Source organism: Brakhagea baltica, assembly GCF_052161605.1.
GTDB lineage: Bacteria > Planctomycetota > Planctomycetia > Pirellulales > Pirellulaceae > JBKCUI01.
Genome location: NZ_CP197409.1, coordinates 5,326,069 through 5,341,574 on the forward strand (window position 1 = coordinate 5,326,069; position 15,506 = coordinate 5,341,574).

Below are 15,506 nucleotides of genomic sequence, written 5' to 3' on the forward strand. Positions count from 1 at the left end.
TGATTCTCACGAGGAAGAACCGATGTTGCAAAAAATCAAATCTCTGTTCACAAGACGGCCAACTTCGGACCAACCTACCACACCGGTCACGAAAGGCTACCGGCCTATGGTGCGCTCGTGGTTTCAACAACCACGAGATCTTCCGCCATTCAGTTTCGATACCATCTATTCGATGCTCTTGGATCCGCAGGTTCGCCTATGTCTGGCGATGCGACAGGCACCTATCCACAACGTGCAGCTTGCCTACCAAAAGGGATTCGATTCCAACGGAAAGCCAATTTGGATCAATGGAGTAAAAGCCAGAAACCCCGCTGTAGCCGCTTGGGTGCAACGACAGGTACAAACAATCTGGACCAACTATCTACCCGAAATCCTCAAAGCGCAGACGTGGGGCTGGAGCGCCGGAGAGGTCACGCTAAGACTGTCTGAGCACAATCTTATTGAGATCGATCGACTGCTACCGAGACACGCTTCCGATGTGTTGCTACTGAAGGATCATGGAGATCGCTACGGGATCCGAGTCAAGAGGATCGCGAACTGTGGCGAGGCGAACCTTCCTTTCCCCTATTGTTGGTTTCACACTTTTAATCCGGATGCTGGCGAAGACTACGGCACATCGGTCCTACTGGGAGCCTATTCACCTTGGGCCGATAAGTGGCTCGATGGGGCAGCACTCGATACGCGGCGTTTGTACATGCATAAGGACGCGTACGGGGGAATGAAAATCGGATATCCGGAGGAATCGGTTTACATCGACGGGCATGATTCTCCAATCGCAGCTCGCGATCTCGCTATTCAGATCGCTGAACAACGCGCCGCAGGCGGAACGGTAACCTACCCCACAACTAAGGATGGGATGGGCAATGCAAAATGGGAAATCCAGGACGCAACGGTTTCAAGCAATCCTGCTCACATTTTGCAGTTCCCCAAAGATCTCGATGATGAGATCCGCATCGGCATGGAGATTCCCGACGATGTGATCAGCTCGGACGGTGTAGGCGGCTGGGCAGGAAAGCGGGTAACACTCGCGGCCTTTTATTCCGGCTTAGATTCGTGGGTCACGCAGATATTCCGTGATCTACGACTCACCTTAGAACCGCTCGTGATGCTTAACTGGGGCAAGGCACTGGACTTCGATCTTTGCTTCAAGCCATTGGAATTGGTGGCGATGGAACAGCAATCGGGAGCGGGTGGATTCCAGCCAGGTCAACCACAGCCACAACAGCCAGGCCAACCCGGGAATGCTCCTATTCAAATTCCCTCTCGATTGATGAGTACGGTTCGCGTTGACGAACAGGACATCGATCCGAATCTATCTGCGGAGGCGATCGCGGAGATTCTGCAAAGCATCTTCGGTGATGATGCGGAGGCGATGTTTGAGAAGGCCTATGCGAAACCGGTCAAGCGGATGGGCACTTGGAACGCGATCGATCACCCTCGTGGGCCAGATGGTCGATTCATCGAAAAGAACAGCCCCCAAGCGGTTGCGGCTGCTAAGGACAAGATCCAAACCGCCCTGCAGGGAGAGCGAACCGAATCAGCACTGAGGGAGATTTCATCGCACCTTTCGATTCTAACAACCAAGCAGCTGCGAGAGCTCCAGCGAGAGAACAATATCAAAGCCGGAGGGGCCAAGCCGTCTCTTGTGGCCAAGATTGCCGAGCGATTGCATGGAAAGCCAGTCGAATCCAAGAAACGCGATGATGCGACTCCCAAGAATCCCGACAACCAAGACGTCTACACGGTTCCGGTTGACAGCCTGAAGGTCGATCCCAAACGATTCCAGTACAAGGTAAAGGGCGTTGACGATACGGGTGTAACGGCTGAGCTCAAGGGAGTAGGCAAATGGAATCCCGAACTAGCAGGTGCTCTTCTCGTTTGGCGAGATCCCGAAACCGGACAGGATTTCGTAGTAAACGGTCACCACCGACACGAACTCGCGACGCGCCTAAACGCAGGCCAGATCAACGTTCGCTACATCCAGGCGGAATCTGCTCAGGAGGCACGCGCTCGAGGAGCCTTGGCAAATATCGCCGAGGGGCGTGGCTCTGCAATTGATGCGGCCAAGTATCTACGAGACTCAGGAAAAGACCTCGAGCACCTGAAGGAAGCCGGGATTTCGATGACCGGCAAGGTGGCAGCCGATGCGGCCATTTTGAAAGATCTGGCGGACAAGCCATTCCAGTTGGTCACCGAGGGGCGGCTCGACGAAGATAAAGCGATCGCTGTTGCGCGTCACTTAAAGGATCCGGAGTTCCAGCAAAAGCTTTTCAAAAAGCTGGAGGATCGGGAATCGAACGATCAACGCGAGTGGACCAATCGCGAGATCGAAACCGCTGCTCGCAAGATGGCTTCTGCAGGATCGGTAACGCAGACAGGATTCGATCTGTTCGGAGCCTTTGAGGAAGAGCAATCCACGTTTGATCAGGAGGTAGAGCTCGAGGCTCACGTTTCTCGATTGCTGCAACAGGAGGCGAACGATTACCGGGCGGTCGCCAACAAACGACGCGCAGAGCGGGTTACCGATGCAGGGAACGTTCTTGCAGTCGACGAGAACGCGAGACGAGCCGATGCGGCGGAAAGTGCAGTATCAGATTTCGACCGTCAGTCGAGGATCCGTGGTTCCGTCAGCGAGGCGATTCAATCCCAAGCGGCGGCTCTTGCATCCGCCAAAACAAAGAAAGAACGGGACGCGATCAAGGAACAAACTCTTGGGGCGGTTCGGGCTTCTCTAGGGGTACAAAAGACCGGCGATCGAAACCTGGAGTCCGGATTAGTTTGGCAGGGGGACAAATGGAGCCGAGACGATCGAACGGGCGAGTTCGTGGAAAAAGCCACAATACGGAACGCTCAACGCAATTGGCCAGAACACAAAAAGGCTTACCTCAAGAACTATGGTCGAATTGGAAACGATGGGAAACTCGAGGGTGTTGTCTTAAACACGGACGACTGGAGAACGCAATTCCCTCAGTACCGTGGAACAAACGCCCATGAGGTTCACGAAGCGAGCGCGGAACTAAACAACCGACTCTACAAAGAGGCTTTGAAGGAGACCAAAGGCAAAGGCAATGGTCGCATGTTGATCTTGGCTGGCGGTGGTGGATCCGGAAAGGGAACGGCGACCAAGAACCACTTCGACGTTAAGGAGTACCCTCTCGTTCTCGATCAGGCTTCCGCAAGCTATCCAAAACTCGAAAAGAAGCTCGACGAGGCAATATCCTCCGGCTTCACTCCACAACATGTGTTCATTGATCGCGGAGTCTCGGGTGCAATGGGTGGTGTGATTGGGAGGGCGATGAACGCATTGAAACGCGGGGATATGCCGAGAACGGTTCCCCTATCGATTGCAATGGAAGCGAACATCGAATCAAGAAAAGCAACTTTAGAATTGTTGAAAAGAAGAAAGGATATTGACACATCGGTAATCGATAATACAAGTGATAGAGGCGAGACACGACTGATCAAAGATAGAGATGAAGCGATCAAGTATCTTGAAGCTCGCATTGAAGAAGAGGATCGCAAATTAGGCGAATTCAAGACCACAATGGAGCTCGATCTGGCCAATAAGCTTAGGTCTGGTGAAATACCGGATGATGTAGCGATTGGGCTCATGGGGCAACAATGGGTCGATAAAACAAAGGGCACAAGCGATGGAACTTAAACTTGCGGACAGCAACCGTTTTCCACTCACAACTCAAGTCGGGCTTTCTGAAGAGGATCAAGCTCTGATTGATTCAATCAATCTCGATCAACTACGCGAGATGATCGAACTCGAAGAACCGATGACCGAGCGTCAAAAAGGGCGTTTGGCAGAGCTTGAGGAAAAACATGCGCTAAGAATGGAGGCAGCAAAAAAAGCTGGCGTTCGATTTACGGGCGATCCTGCGCCGGAAGTTAAAGAGGAGGAGATTGAACAAGAGGAAGCTCCCGAGGAAACAAAACCACAGGAGGAGGTCTACCGTGGTGATCCGCAATTCCGATTAACGGACGAACAAGCGGCCAGGGTAGCCAAGGGGCACCGTGAAATGATGGCGATGCCAAATAAACCTCCGATCGATTTGACAAAGGATGATTAATGGTCGCACTCTCGGAATCGCTCCTACAGCAATCGCTGTTTGAGGCTCAATCGCTTTACGCGTTAGTCCAGAACGACATAGCCTCAACGCTCACTAAGTCCAGCATTTTGATGCCAAATGCGGTTCCGACGTTGATTCAACGGGCTGTTGATGCCTATCGCCCCATGTTGATGTCCCATTTGGCGGCTTCTAAGCTTTCGAGCTGGATTCTTGGCGTAGACCAGGTTGCAAAGCAATTTCCGGATTGGCTGCTTCGAGAGTTCTCTACGGGCATTCGATCCGATCGCAACCCGCCCAATTGGTTTCAGGATGAAAACCAGGATTCCCCAGAGCCGGAACCAAGGTTTTCCATCATTCTCAATGCGATGGAGAGGCTTTCGGAACGGAATATCATTTCCCGTGAACAATGGGATCGTGCAACCGATGTTGCTCAACAAAACGCGTTCATGATCACGGGGGAAATTACCCTCGATACGATTGAGAAAGTACGAGATGAGTTGATTCAGGATCTCTCAACAGGTACTTCACTCGATGGCTTCAGAAATCGGGTCGGAGAAATCCTAGGGAAATCAGGCCTAGGCGATGCTCGAATTGAAACAGTCTACCGAACCAACGTTCAAGCGGCCTTTCGAGACGGCAGAGAGACCATTGCTCGCGATCCGCTCGTGATGGAGGCCTTCCCCTATCAAGCTTATCTAGCGATTCACGACGCGAGAGTTCGCAGCAATCACTTAGCTTTAGAATCGCTCGGATTAAGCGGAACGAACATCTACCGCAGAGACGATCCGTTTTGGGACTACTGGACGCCCCCAAACGGTTACAACTGCCGATGCGGCGTTCAACTCATGACAGTGGAGCAAGCGGCGGCGGCTGGCGTACGAGAGGCGATTGCGTGGCTCGAGTCGGGCAGGCCTCCCGAAAGGCCAGAGCATCGACTCAATTACATTCCATTCGAGCCAGAACCCGGGTTTGGTTTCCGTGGTCGCTACGGGGCAATGGTGGCGTAATGGCAGACATGATTTCCTACACATGGGAGATTTTGGAACATCGATCGTTGAACCCCGACGATTTTCGAGGAGCCCGAACCTTCATCGAGACCGAACGAGGCACCTATCCAGGGAAAGCCGTGTTACTGTTCCGTGACGAGATCGCATCGGAAATCATGGGGGATGAAGGACCATTAACGATCACGGTCAGGAAATGGGTCTTCTCGGATGACGAATGGACCGAAGAAGATTCATACGAGTTCAAAGACTACTATCCCGTCCACTCCCGAGTTCCCGACGGCATGGATCACACAGTTGTCGAGGTGACGCTAAAGGATGCCCGAAAGCTGCTCTCAGACGTCATGGTCCAGAGGCGGTTCAACGTTATCATCGAAGTGCTCGATGAGGATTCGGACGATTTTATTTTCGAGGAGTCGACCACGAACGGCGGTTCTCCCTGGACGCTCGGTGAGATCTTCGAAGAGCTATTCGCATTATCTCCAGACGCTCCAACAGTCTCAATAACCGATAGCTCGATCCCCACAAACATCGTCTTCCAAAACGAGAGTCTCGCGAGTGCGATTGAAAAGCTGCTCGCCTTAAAAGGGCTGGCCTATGTCTACGAGCTGGGAACCGGTACAGCTACGACGGCAAACCTGCAATCGGCTGGCAGTCGGAGCGGAATTGATACCGCGATCGCAGACAAGCGGCTCAAGTGGGATTTCTCTCCCGAGATCGAACAGCCCCTGGAGGTGGAGCTGCTGAAGTGGGATGCGAAAGAGCAAACCTCACCGATCACGCAATTGGCATGGGATGAGCATTCGACCGCGGCAGGACAGCCGAAAAAAGTTGTCATTCAGCATTTCCATCCCAAGATCGCCGGTTTGGTTCCTCTCGCTCAGGCATGGTACGCGGTACTCGAATCGCCGCTGGATCAGATCTTTCAAGGGATAGTCGAGCAAGAAATCACGGCAGGCTTAACGCATGCTAGGTTTTGGTACGAGAACGGAGAAACATCGACCCGATTCCAGAACAAGCTACAGAAAGAGATCCCGTGGCCAACTCCACCCGTATCAGTCTACTTGGGCGGCGACAGCGGATCCGTAACCGGAATAGCTACAGGAGTTGGAACAGAGACTAATCTACCATTAGTCGGATTGAAATATGCGGACGTGTTTGTAATTGAATCATCCGATCCTAGCTTGGTTGGAGAAAGCATTAGAATCCATGATCGAAAAGGGTGTATTTTTGATATCGATGTAACTGGATTTACGGTATGGGCGCACAAGCTTTGGGCCAGGACGATGGATCTATCGAAAGACTGCAATGAACTGGTTCAATACTGGTCAGCGGACGATCGATGCTGTGAGCCCGATACTGCTATCTACAGGGATTGCGTCTGATGGCTACTAGACGGTGTTGCTGCGGTGGTTGCGAAATCGGTCGAGACGAATTCAATCGAGCCGATGCTCCTACTCTTGGCGCGAAGTGGGAGGACTATGACAACGCATGGACAATTGACAATCAAACCGCATTATCCGTGGCGGACGGCGTAGCTAGATTCGTGATTACCCACCCGGTACCCGATGAGTCGATGGTTGTCTACTGCGAGACCGTAAACGAAGTAGAAAACAGCGGCGTCGCCTATCGCGTCCTGGTCAATCTAAAGGACGGAGGCAACTATCATTTTGCCGAGTTTATCCGGCTTGGAGCGAATAATTCGATCCTGTCGATCGGCCGAGTTTCAGGCGGAGTCGAAACAGTCTATCAGTCAGAACCGATCGTAGGCCTTACAAACACCTCACGGAAGATTGTTGTCAAATTTGCTGCGAAAGAGATGTGTGCCACGGTAACGAATTGCGTCCTTTCCATTGTTACCGATGATCCCGATGTGATTAACGGAGGCTACTGGAGCGGCATAGAAAGCACAAATGACGACTCGATCACGATGGACAATTTTGTTTTCGAACAGCATCGATCGACAAAGGAAGAGTGCGACAGTTGCCTCTGCAAATGCGAGGGTAACTACATACCACCCGTATTGAACGCATCCCTTACCGGCACCGGTCGAATGTCTGGATTGTCAGCAGATATTGAGCTACGGTGGAATCGAGTCAATGGAAGGTGGGAATCTGGTACAGAGTTTCACTGCAACACAACTTGGCAGCTGATTTTCAATTGTCCATCTGATGAGGAAGACGGCGGAACAGCGAGTTTAGTGATTCAGCTCGGATGTACCAATTCGGATGGGTTAGGAATCTCTGCGCGGGTTCCAAGCAGTCACTCATGCAGCTCGACAACCTGGACATTTGGAGCGTACTATGTGTCTAGCTTAGACTTTGCGTGTGGCTGTGGATTTGATTTCACGAATGACGGAACCTACACGATAATTATCTCACCGATATGACAAACTGTTCATGCGATCTTGCTGGTTTCTGTGAACGGCATCAGATCAACAAGACACCGCGGTTAGTTGCGGCCTGCAAGGCGAACGAAGTTCTTTTTGCCGAATGGGAAGCAGGGCGTGGTCCAGGGCAGAATCAGGTTGTTGATGAAGAGTCACGACTTCAGATTATCGCCAAGCGAGACAAATTGCGAGCCATTGGCAGGCAGCTTTGGCGAGAGTTGTTCTTGGAGGTCAGGACGCGGCAGGATTTGTGTCGTTGGTCAAGGCGGATCCCACGTTATGGTTGCGACTGCAAAGACTTCTACGAGTCGTTTTTAGCAGCGAATCCTCCCAGCGATCCGGTTTCGTTCGAGTGGAAGCATGCCTTAAAATCGGCCGTCAACGCCAAGCTAGGGCACGTCGATTTGACCCTCGAGGAAGCCCGAGTCTTTTGGCTTGGTAGTAGTGGTAGTAGTCGATGGTAGTAGTTGCGTGGATTTGGCATTGACTGGAACGAATTCCGGTAGTAGTTTAACGTGATCAGTTGCGAAAAACCCTGCAAAATCATGCTTTTTGATCCGCCTGATAAACGAAACACCACTATCTTCGGAACCGAGGGTTATAGGTTCGAATCCTATCGGGTGTACTCGTCTCATACTGCGAACTTTAGGCTACCCGCCAGCTCGTAGAGTGAGGGATTTTCTTTCGCAACGCATTGCTAGCTGAAACAACCCGTATTTTTGGTTTTTTGGGTCCAGCTTGTCGCGTTCTCGTGTTTCTTACCGCGAGCAGATTTTCCGAATATTGCTTCCAACCCACCGAACCCGACCCCAAACTAGCCGACCGCTGGGTTAGCAGCTGGGGCAAAGTGGAGATTTCAGTTAAATAACAAGGCCTGGAAACTGCCCGTTGGCTTGACCTCGCTTGTTGTTCCTCCAGAGTTTCGAAGTCGGACGTACTATTCGTGCGTTTGATCACGTAGGATGGCGATCAGTACTGTAAACGATAGTATTCGTGTCGAGTGCGATCTTTGCATTTACTCGTCAGCGCTTTGAATAGCTTCGTCGATAGCGGCCTCAATCTCGCCAGGCGCCAAATCTTGCTGCTTCGCACACTGATGGGCTTGGGGTCGTAGAAGGCTGTATGCCGTCGGTAATTATGCCTAACGGGATGCGCAAGATTCGTAAATCCCAGCTTGTACAATGGCTTGAGGTGACAAGGTTTGGGGAAGGCGATGGATCGCTGGAAAAGGCATTGGAGTTGGTGGAATCGTAAAGGAAATAGCGACTAGCCATCGCTTAGAGCTTTTTCCGTAGTAGCGACGAGAAAGCGATTCAATGCCTCTGTGCTTGTGATCCACTGCCTGCCCAATTTTACGCCTTCCAAGCAAACTCCCTGCCTGCCTCTCATAATCCAACGACAAAGTGTTGCTTTGTCGGGTCTGAGGCCAGTTGCTTGTGACAGTAAATCTTGAGCCTGTTTCAATGTTACAACTGATTCCGACAATACGTTCATGACGGATTGCTCCGCTGTCTGTCTTGCACTCCTCTTGGCCATGCTAGCCTCCACGTATGTTATTTCAACTCACTTAGCCACTGCTCGATCACGTCGATCGACTCTTTCGGTGGGTACGTAGTACCGGCGAGCCATCGCTAAACAGTTTCTTGAATTACGCCACACAGTTCGGGCGATGCAAGCCCTCGAGCGGTAGTTAGTTCCGGCGGCGTAATTTCGATCAACCGTCTCGACCGCTTCGTTCGCTTTCTTGTACAGCTTGTTCCAGCGAGAGTCTGCTTCCCTACGTGTTTCGATCATAACCTAGTTCATCTTTCGATGGCTAGAAAAGGGTAACCAATAGTCCTGATTACCACATTGAATTCGACTGATTCGTCTGGGTTTGGAATGCTTTCATTAAGTGCCTATCCCATTTGGAATCGGGGTTTGCTAGACTAACCAGTCGTCGATTTGCAAGCAAACCGATTTGGATAAGTTCCTAATGAAAGCCGCCAAGCCCGTCCCAATTCCCGCACGTAAAAAAACGCGATAGGCTCAGGTATTTCGTCGATGCCGAGAAAGACACGCCATGGATAAAAAAATCTCACCGAAGCGGATATCCGCACCAAGTTCGTGACACCAGCACTAACTGGACCGAACGGCGACAAGTGGAATCTACTCACCCAAATTCGCGAAGAAGTCTACTTCACGAAAGGTCGCGTCATTGTACGCGGCAAAACAGTCAAACGTGGCGAGGCGAAAAAGGCCGACTACATCCTATCCTACAAACCAAATCTCCCGCTCACAGTCGTCGAAACGAAAGACAATAACCACGCCGTCGGTGCAGGCATGCAGCAAGCCCTGGAGTATGCCGAGATCCTCGATATACCCTTCGCGTATAGCTCCAATGGAGACGCATTTCTCGAGCATGATCGTACCGTGACTACCGGCACCGTCACTCGCGAGATTCCGCTCGATCAATTCCCATCGCCTGAGGAACTCCGGTCTCGCTACTGCGCCGCCAAAGGCTGGACCGCAAACCAACAGAAAGTCACCACCCAAGACTACTATGACGATGGGTCACGCAAATCACCACGTTACTATCAACTCATCGCTATCAACCGCACCGTCGATGCCATTGCTCGCGGTGAGAATCGTATCCTGCTCGTGATGGCCACAGGTACAGGCAAGACCTACACCGCTTTTCAGATCATCTGGCGTTTGTGGAAGTCGGGGGCCAAGAAACGCATTCTCTTCCTGGTCGATCGCAACATCTTGGCCGACCAAACCAAGACCAATGACTTCAAGCCCTTCGGCCAAGCCATGACGAAGATCACGCACCGAACCGTCGACAAGGCCTTTGAGATCTACCTTTGTCTCTACCAAGCTGTCACCGGTACGGAAGAAGAACAAAACATCTACAAGCAATTCTCCCCTGACTTCTTCGATCTGGTGGTTGTCGATGAATGTCACCGTTGCAGCGCAGCCGACGACGCGGCTTGGCGTAAAGCCCTGGAGTACTTCTCGTCAGCAACGCAAATCGGGCTGACGGCAACACCTAAGGAAACGAAAGAGATCTCCAACATCGAGTACTTTGGTGACCCGATTTATACATACTCGCTACGTCAAGGTATATCCGACGGGTTTCTAGCTCCCTACAAAGTCGTTCGCATCGGCATCGACCGAGATCTCGACGGTTGGAGACCTGAAGTGGGGCAGACCGATAAACATGGTCAGATCATCGAGGACCGGGAAAAAGAAATGGCGGTCATTCAAGACAACTATCGATCGCCACTCCCCAAACAGCTTCGATGGTCCAATTGGGCCGTCGATGATGAAGGAATCACCGGGGAATCGCTCCTCGACTTTGTCAACAATAGCCTCCTCCCCAAACTAAAGTCCCTCAACGGAGGGAGTGACAAAATTGGAGGGCTCATTCGTATGGCATTTGACGATGCCAACAATTACATGAAGAACGGTACGTTGATGCGTCAAGTCATCAACAAGATCAACTGCATCGATTTCAACGTTTCCAATGACCGCCAGATTTTCGGCGATATCTACGAGAAGCTACTCAAAGACCTCCAGTCCGCGGGCAATGCAGGGGAGTTCTACACGCCACGCGCTCCGACCGAGTTTATTATCGACCGACTCAATCCACGGCTCGGTGAAAGCTTTTTGGATCCTGCCACGGGGACCGGTGGCTTTATCACTGCACTGATCCGCCATCTTCGTAAGCAGGCTAAAACCGAGGCCGACGAGCGAACCATTCAGAGTTGCTTCGCAGGGATCGAAAAGAAACACTTGCCACACATTCTGTGCCTCACCAATCTTCTTTTGCACGGCATTGATGTCCCGTCCAACGTGCGCCACGACAATACACTGGCCCGCCCTTTGCGCGACTGGGGGCCGAAAGAACGAGTGGACATCGTCGCCACCAACCCGCCCTTCGGTGGCATGGAGGAGGACGGCATCGAGTCCAACTTCCCCGCCGAGTTCCGCACCCGCGAAACCGCAGATCTTTTCCTGGTACTGATCATGAAGATCCTCAAGCCCGGCGGTCGCGCCGGACTTGTTTTGCCCGACGGCACTCTCTTCGGCGAAGGAGTCAAGACTCGCATCAAGGAAGCCCTCCTCACCGAATGCAATCTTCACACCATCGTCCGTCTACCCAACGGCGTATTCAATCCCTACACCGGTATCCGCACCAGTCTCCTGTTCTTTACCAAGGGTACACCTACGAAAGAGGTCTGGTACTACGAGCATCCGTATCCACCTGGGGCCAAGAGCTATAACAAAAGCAAACCGATCCGTATTGAAGAGTTCGAAGCTGAGCGTACATGGTGGGGCAAAGAGAAAGATGGCTTCAAAGCCCGCGTGGAGAACGAGCAGGCTTGGCGAGTCTCCATCGACACGATCAAAGCTGGTAACTTCAATCTCGATCTCAAGAACCCGCACAGTTCCGATACTGGCCCCGGAGATGTGGATCAACTCCTGCCCGAGTATGAAAAGCTGCTAGTGCAGATTGCCGAGACCCGTGTGAAGTTGAAGGCACAGCTCATGGAGGCGCTTTCTCGATGAAAAAGAAAGCTGCACTCCCCAAGAAAGCCACTCGCTCAAAGCGAATCGCGGTCGCCAAGACCGAGCCATCCTTTTCTGATATCTCACCGCTTATTGCGGAGGTTCGCGACCTCATCCAGTTCGCACGTCGTGGTGTGGCGTCCGTCGTCGATACTTTTCAAGTACTCACGAACTTCGAGATCGGTCGTCGCATCGTGGTACACGAACAGAAGGGCAACAAGCGGGCGGCCTATGGTACGGCACTGCTGAAAGAGCTGTCGGCGCGATTGACGGAGGAATTTGGCGCGGGGTTTTCCGAGAGAAATCTGCGAGGCTTCCGTTTGTTTTATCAAACGTACCAGGACCGCCTGCCGGAGATTTGGCAGACAGTGTCTGCCAAATCACAAAAGATTACAATTTGGCAGACGGTGTCTGCCAAATTGCCACCAACTAAAAAACAACAGACTGCGCCTGACGGATTAGCTTCCATCGAAATTGCCCAGCCGGCTTCTGGACAATTCAACAATCCTTTCACACTCAGTTGGTCCCATTACGTCGAACTGCTCGGTATAAAAGACCCAGATGAACGCAGCTTTTACGAAATTGAGTCGGCAAACTCGGGCTGGAACGTACGCGAGCTAAAACGCCAAAAAGCTTCCGGACTTTACCAGCGCCTCGCCCTTAGTCGTGACAAGGCGGGCATTCGCAAACTGGCCACAGAAGGTCAGATCATTGCAAGGCCCCAAGATCTATTAAAGAATCCCTTAGTTTTGGAATTTCTCGGTCTCGACGATCGGACAGGCTACACCGAATCTGATCTCGAATCCGCCATCATCAACCATCTAGAACGATTCCTTTTGGAGTTAGGCAAGGGGTTCCTCTTTGAGGCACGCCAGAAGCGATTCACGTTTGATGGCGATCACTACTTCCTCGACCTCGTCTTCTACAACCGTCTCTTAAGATGTTATGTCATCATTGACTTGAAGCTCGACAAGCTCACCCATCAAGATCTCGGGCAGATGCAGATGTATGTGAACTATTACGATCGCCACGTGAAGCTGCCGGAGGAAAACGCCACCATTGGCTTGCTGCTGTGCCGCGAGAAAAACGCTGCCGTGGTTGAACTTACCCTGCCCAAAGACGCCAACATCCACGCCAACGAATACCAGTTGTATCTCCCTGCGAAGGAGTTGCTCAAGGCCAAGCTTCTTGAATGGCTCAGCGAGGAAGAAGCCAGAGTATGAAGCTGGAAACCTTTTTCGAAAAATTCGACCAGTTCGCTGACGCGCCAGATGCAGTGGCGAAGATGCGCGAGCTGGTGCTGCAGCTCGCTGTGCAAGGTAAGCTCGTACCACAAGATAGTTCGGATGGCTCGGCTGAACTACTGCTTATGAGCGCCGCTCAGCAAGCACAGAACTTTCCAATCGCGACGAAATATCAGCTTCTAGCAAAAGAGACGGAAAGACATTTGGCCCGTTGTGAGTTACAGTCATTACCACTTGGATGGGTTTGGACTTGTAGCGTCATGATTGGCGATACGTCGCCGCGCGTAGACGTGGACGATGATGCGTTTGTCGCATTCGCACCAATGAATCTTCTTCCGACAGACTACCGCTCGACCTTCGAGCCAGAAGTTCGTCCGTGGCGCGATATCAAAAAAGGCTACACTCATTTTGCTGACGGCGATGTTGGCTTCGCAAAGATCACACCTTGCTTCCAGAACGGGTGTGACCGGCTCATCGTTGCTTAGTCGGTAGTGAGTCGCGATTTGCTAGCACAAGATATTGTGGCATCATTTCCGGCGACAACCAATTGGTTTCGTTTTCAGTATTGAGAGAGATAATAAGGGTAACGGCGAGCTTTTTCGTCGGTTCTCAATCACGGAGTCAAATCATGAACGAATCGTTGGATTTCCAGAATGTAGATTGTATTGTCGCACAGCTTAAAGAGCTGGCTAACACAGCTTTTCGTACGGGGCAAGCGATCGACCAAACGGAGCTTGATTTACACAAGCGACTAATGGCTCTCGGACATGCATTGATTGGAACAATCATCGAGCAAGCAGGCCAGGGAGATGTTGGACCTACCATCGAGAAGAAAGGGCGAGTCTATAATCGAATGCCCAAACGGACTCGGAGGTATCGCTCCATCTTTGGCGATTTCAGAATCGAACGCTACGTCTATGGAACAACACCCGATCAAGCGATCCAAGCCATTCCTTTGGACGAGCATTTAGGGCTCCCGCAGAATGATTATTCCTTGGTCTTCGAGTCGTGGGTCGGAACTCATGCGACCGAATCTTCCTTCCATAAAGCGGTTGGGTTACTGGAACGAATCACGTCACTCCACGTCCCAGTCGACAGCGCCGAACGGATCGGAAGCCGATTGGGAAAATCAGCGGCCTTGGTACTCGATAATCCGCCATCGATCGATCGAGCTACCGAGGCAGAACTCTTGGTCCAAACCAGTGACAACAAAGGCATCCCGATGGTACGCAAGCAAACGGAAAAAACACCTGTGGGTGCTTCTGTCGAACGCATGGGCCCCAAGCCGGGGCAGAAACAAATGGCGTGCATGGCCGGAGTGTATACCGTAGATCGCGATGTTCGAACGGCTACAGAAATCATTGATGCTTTATTCCATGAGCCTGAGTCAGGCGAGACAAGTAGATCAGAAGCTAAGCCGAAGAATCCTCGGTACTTTGGGGCGTTGACCAAGCATGATTCTAACGGAAACGTGATCGGTAAGTCCGCTGAAGAGCAAGCTCAGCAATGGCTAACTGCCAATACGCTCCGACGCCACCGAGAGGGTCAAGAGATTTTGGTTATGCACGACGGGCAACCATCACTTTGGAACTTAGCGCATGAGTACCAGGAGGGATGGAACACGATTGAAATACTGGACCTGATGCATGTACTTCCGCGAATCTGGGCAGCCGCGAAGATCATCCAACCAGATTCGCAAAGCTCGTATGTTCGCGAACAGCTGCTGCTACTGCTTAAGGGAACCGAAGGTCTAATGATCATAGGAATCAAGACTGCGATGAGACGCAAGGGCATAAAAAAAGCACAACGCGAAGAGCTTGGCAAGATCGTGAAGTATTTGGAAAACAACCGCTCACGAATCAAGTACGGTGAGTATTTGGCAAAAGGCTATCCGATATGCACTGGGTATATTGAAGGAGCCTGTCGGCATGTGCCCAAGGATCGAATGGAAAAGAGTGGGATGAGATGGAAGGAAAAAGGAGCCCAGACCATGCTGAACCTTCGCTGCATCGAAGCGAGTGAGCTTTGGGATGTCTTAGCCACAACGCACCGAACGGTAAACCTCTCGATCTACGGTAAGAAACGAGTGAACTATAGCGATCAGTTCTTGGCAATGGCGTCGTAACTAACAGAACAACCGGTCACACCCTTCCAGAACGGTAAAGGTTGTGTTTTTAACAACCTTCCCGGGGGTGTAGGTTCAGGCACTACTGAATTACATATTCTTCGCCCATTTAAA

At 51.7% G+C, this 15,506-nt stretch carries 12 protein-coding genes and 1 pseudogene; 11 read left to right on the forward strand and 2 right to left on the reverse strand.

Annotated elements, in window-relative coordinates; all coding sequences use genetic code 11:
• Positions 1-22: 22 nt before the first annotated feature.
• The 7 genes from SH449x_RS20615 (at position 23) to SH449x_RS20645 (ending at position 8,723) form a co-directional block, all read left to right on the forward strand.
• Complete coding sequence (locus SH449x_RS20615; RefSeq protein ID WP_482377965.1) at positions 23-3,661, forward strand: phage portal protein family protein; 3,639 nt, start codon at positions 23-25, stop codon at positions 3,659-3,661.
• Positions 3,651-4,076, forward strand: coding sequence for a hypothetical protein (locus tag SH449x_RS20620; RefSeq protein WP_482377966.1), 426 nt, complete (start codon positions 3,651-3,653; stop codon positions 4,074-4,076). The genes SH449x_RS20615 and SH449x_RS20620 overlap by 11 nt, the downstream gene beginning before the upstream one ends.
• On the forward strand, positions 4,076-5,083 hold the full coding sequence (locus SH449x_RS20625; RefSeq protein ID WP_482377967.1) for a phage head morphogenesis protein: 1,008 nt from the start codon (positions 4,076-4,078) through the stop codon (positions 5,081-5,083). The genes SH449x_RS20620 and SH449x_RS20625 overlap by 1 nt, the downstream gene beginning before the upstream one ends.
• The gene (locus SH449x_RS20630; RefSeq protein WP_482377968.1) at positions 5,083-6,465 is read left to right on the forward strand and encodes a hypothetical protein; all 1,383 of its coding nucleotides are present in this window, start codon (positions 5,083-5,085) and stop codon (positions 6,463-6,465) included. The genes SH449x_RS20625 and SH449x_RS20630 overlap by 1 nt, the downstream gene beginning before the upstream one ends.
• Positions 6,465-7,469, forward strand: coding sequence for a hypothetical protein (locus tag SH449x_RS20635; RefSeq protein ID WP_482377969.1), 1,005 nt, complete (start codon positions 6,465-6,467; stop codon positions 7,467-7,469). The genes SH449x_RS20630 and SH449x_RS20635 overlap by 1 nt, the downstream gene beginning before the upstream one ends.
• Positions 7,466-7,933 carry a hypothetical protein gene (locus tag SH449x_RS20640; protein ID WP_482377970.1) on the forward strand — a complete coding sequence of 156 codons (468 nt, stop codon included), beginning with the start codon at positions 7,466-7,468 and terminating at the stop codon, positions 7,931-7,933. Before SH449x_RS20635 ends, SH449x_RS20640 begins: the two co-directional genes overlap by 4 nt.
• 658 nt (positions 7,934-8,591) lie before the next feature.
• Positions 8,592-8,723: a hypothetical protein gene (locus SH449x_RS20645; protein ID WP_482377971.1), complete on the forward strand. Its 132-nt coding sequence runs from the start codon at positions 8,592-8,594 to the stop codon at positions 8,721-8,723.
• A 12-nt stretch (positions 8,724-8,735) separates the two neighbouring features.
• Here the strand turns inward: SH449x_RS20645 and SH449x_RS20650 are convergent, their stop codons facing one another.
• Together SH449x_RS20650 and SH449x_RS20655 are read right to left on the reverse strand one after the other, a co-directional pair.
• The gene (locus tag SH449x_RS20650) at positions 8,736-9,005 is read right to left on the reverse strand and encodes a DUF1580 domain-containing protein (RefSeq protein ID WP_482377972.1); all 270 of its coding nucleotides are present in this window, start codon (positions 9,003-9,005) and stop codon (positions 8,736-8,738) included.
• A 27-nt stretch (positions 9,006-9,032) separates the two neighbouring features.
• Positions 9,033-9,263, reverse strand: coding sequence for a hypothetical protein (locus tag SH449x_RS20655; protein ID WP_482377973.1), 231 nt, complete (start codon positions 9,261-9,263; stop codon positions 9,033-9,035).
• A 276-nt stretch (positions 9,264-9,539) separates the two neighbouring features.
• Between SH449x_RS20655 and hsdR the strand changes: the two are divergent.
• The 4 genes and pseudogenes from hsdR to SH449x_RS20675 all read left to right on the forward strand — a co-directional run.
• Positions 9,540-11,891: pseudogene (gene hsdR / locus SH449x_RS20660) on the forward strand (EcoAI/FtnUII family type I restriction enzme subunit R); the annotation flags it as partial.
• Between the two features lie 128 nt (positions 11,892-12,019).
• Entirely contained in the window at positions 12,020-13,246 is a 1,227-nt protein-coding gene (locus SH449x_RS20665) for a PDDEXK nuclease domain-containing protein (protein ID WP_482377974.1), read from the forward strand.
• The gene (locus tag SH449x_RS20670) at positions 13,243-13,752 is read left to right on the forward strand and encodes a hypothetical protein (protein WP_482377975.1); all 510 of its coding nucleotides are present in this window, start codon (positions 13,243-13,245) and stop codon (positions 13,750-13,752) included. Before SH449x_RS20665 ends, SH449x_RS20670 begins: the two co-directional genes overlap by 4 nt.
• A 143-nt stretch (positions 13,753-13,895) precedes the next feature.
• A complete protein-coding gene (locus SH449x_RS20675) occupies positions 13,896-15,392 on the forward strand; it encodes an ISKra4 family transposase (protein ID WP_482376812.1) in 1,497 nt (498 codons plus the stop codon).
• Positions 15,393-15,506: the final 114 nt, after the last annotated feature.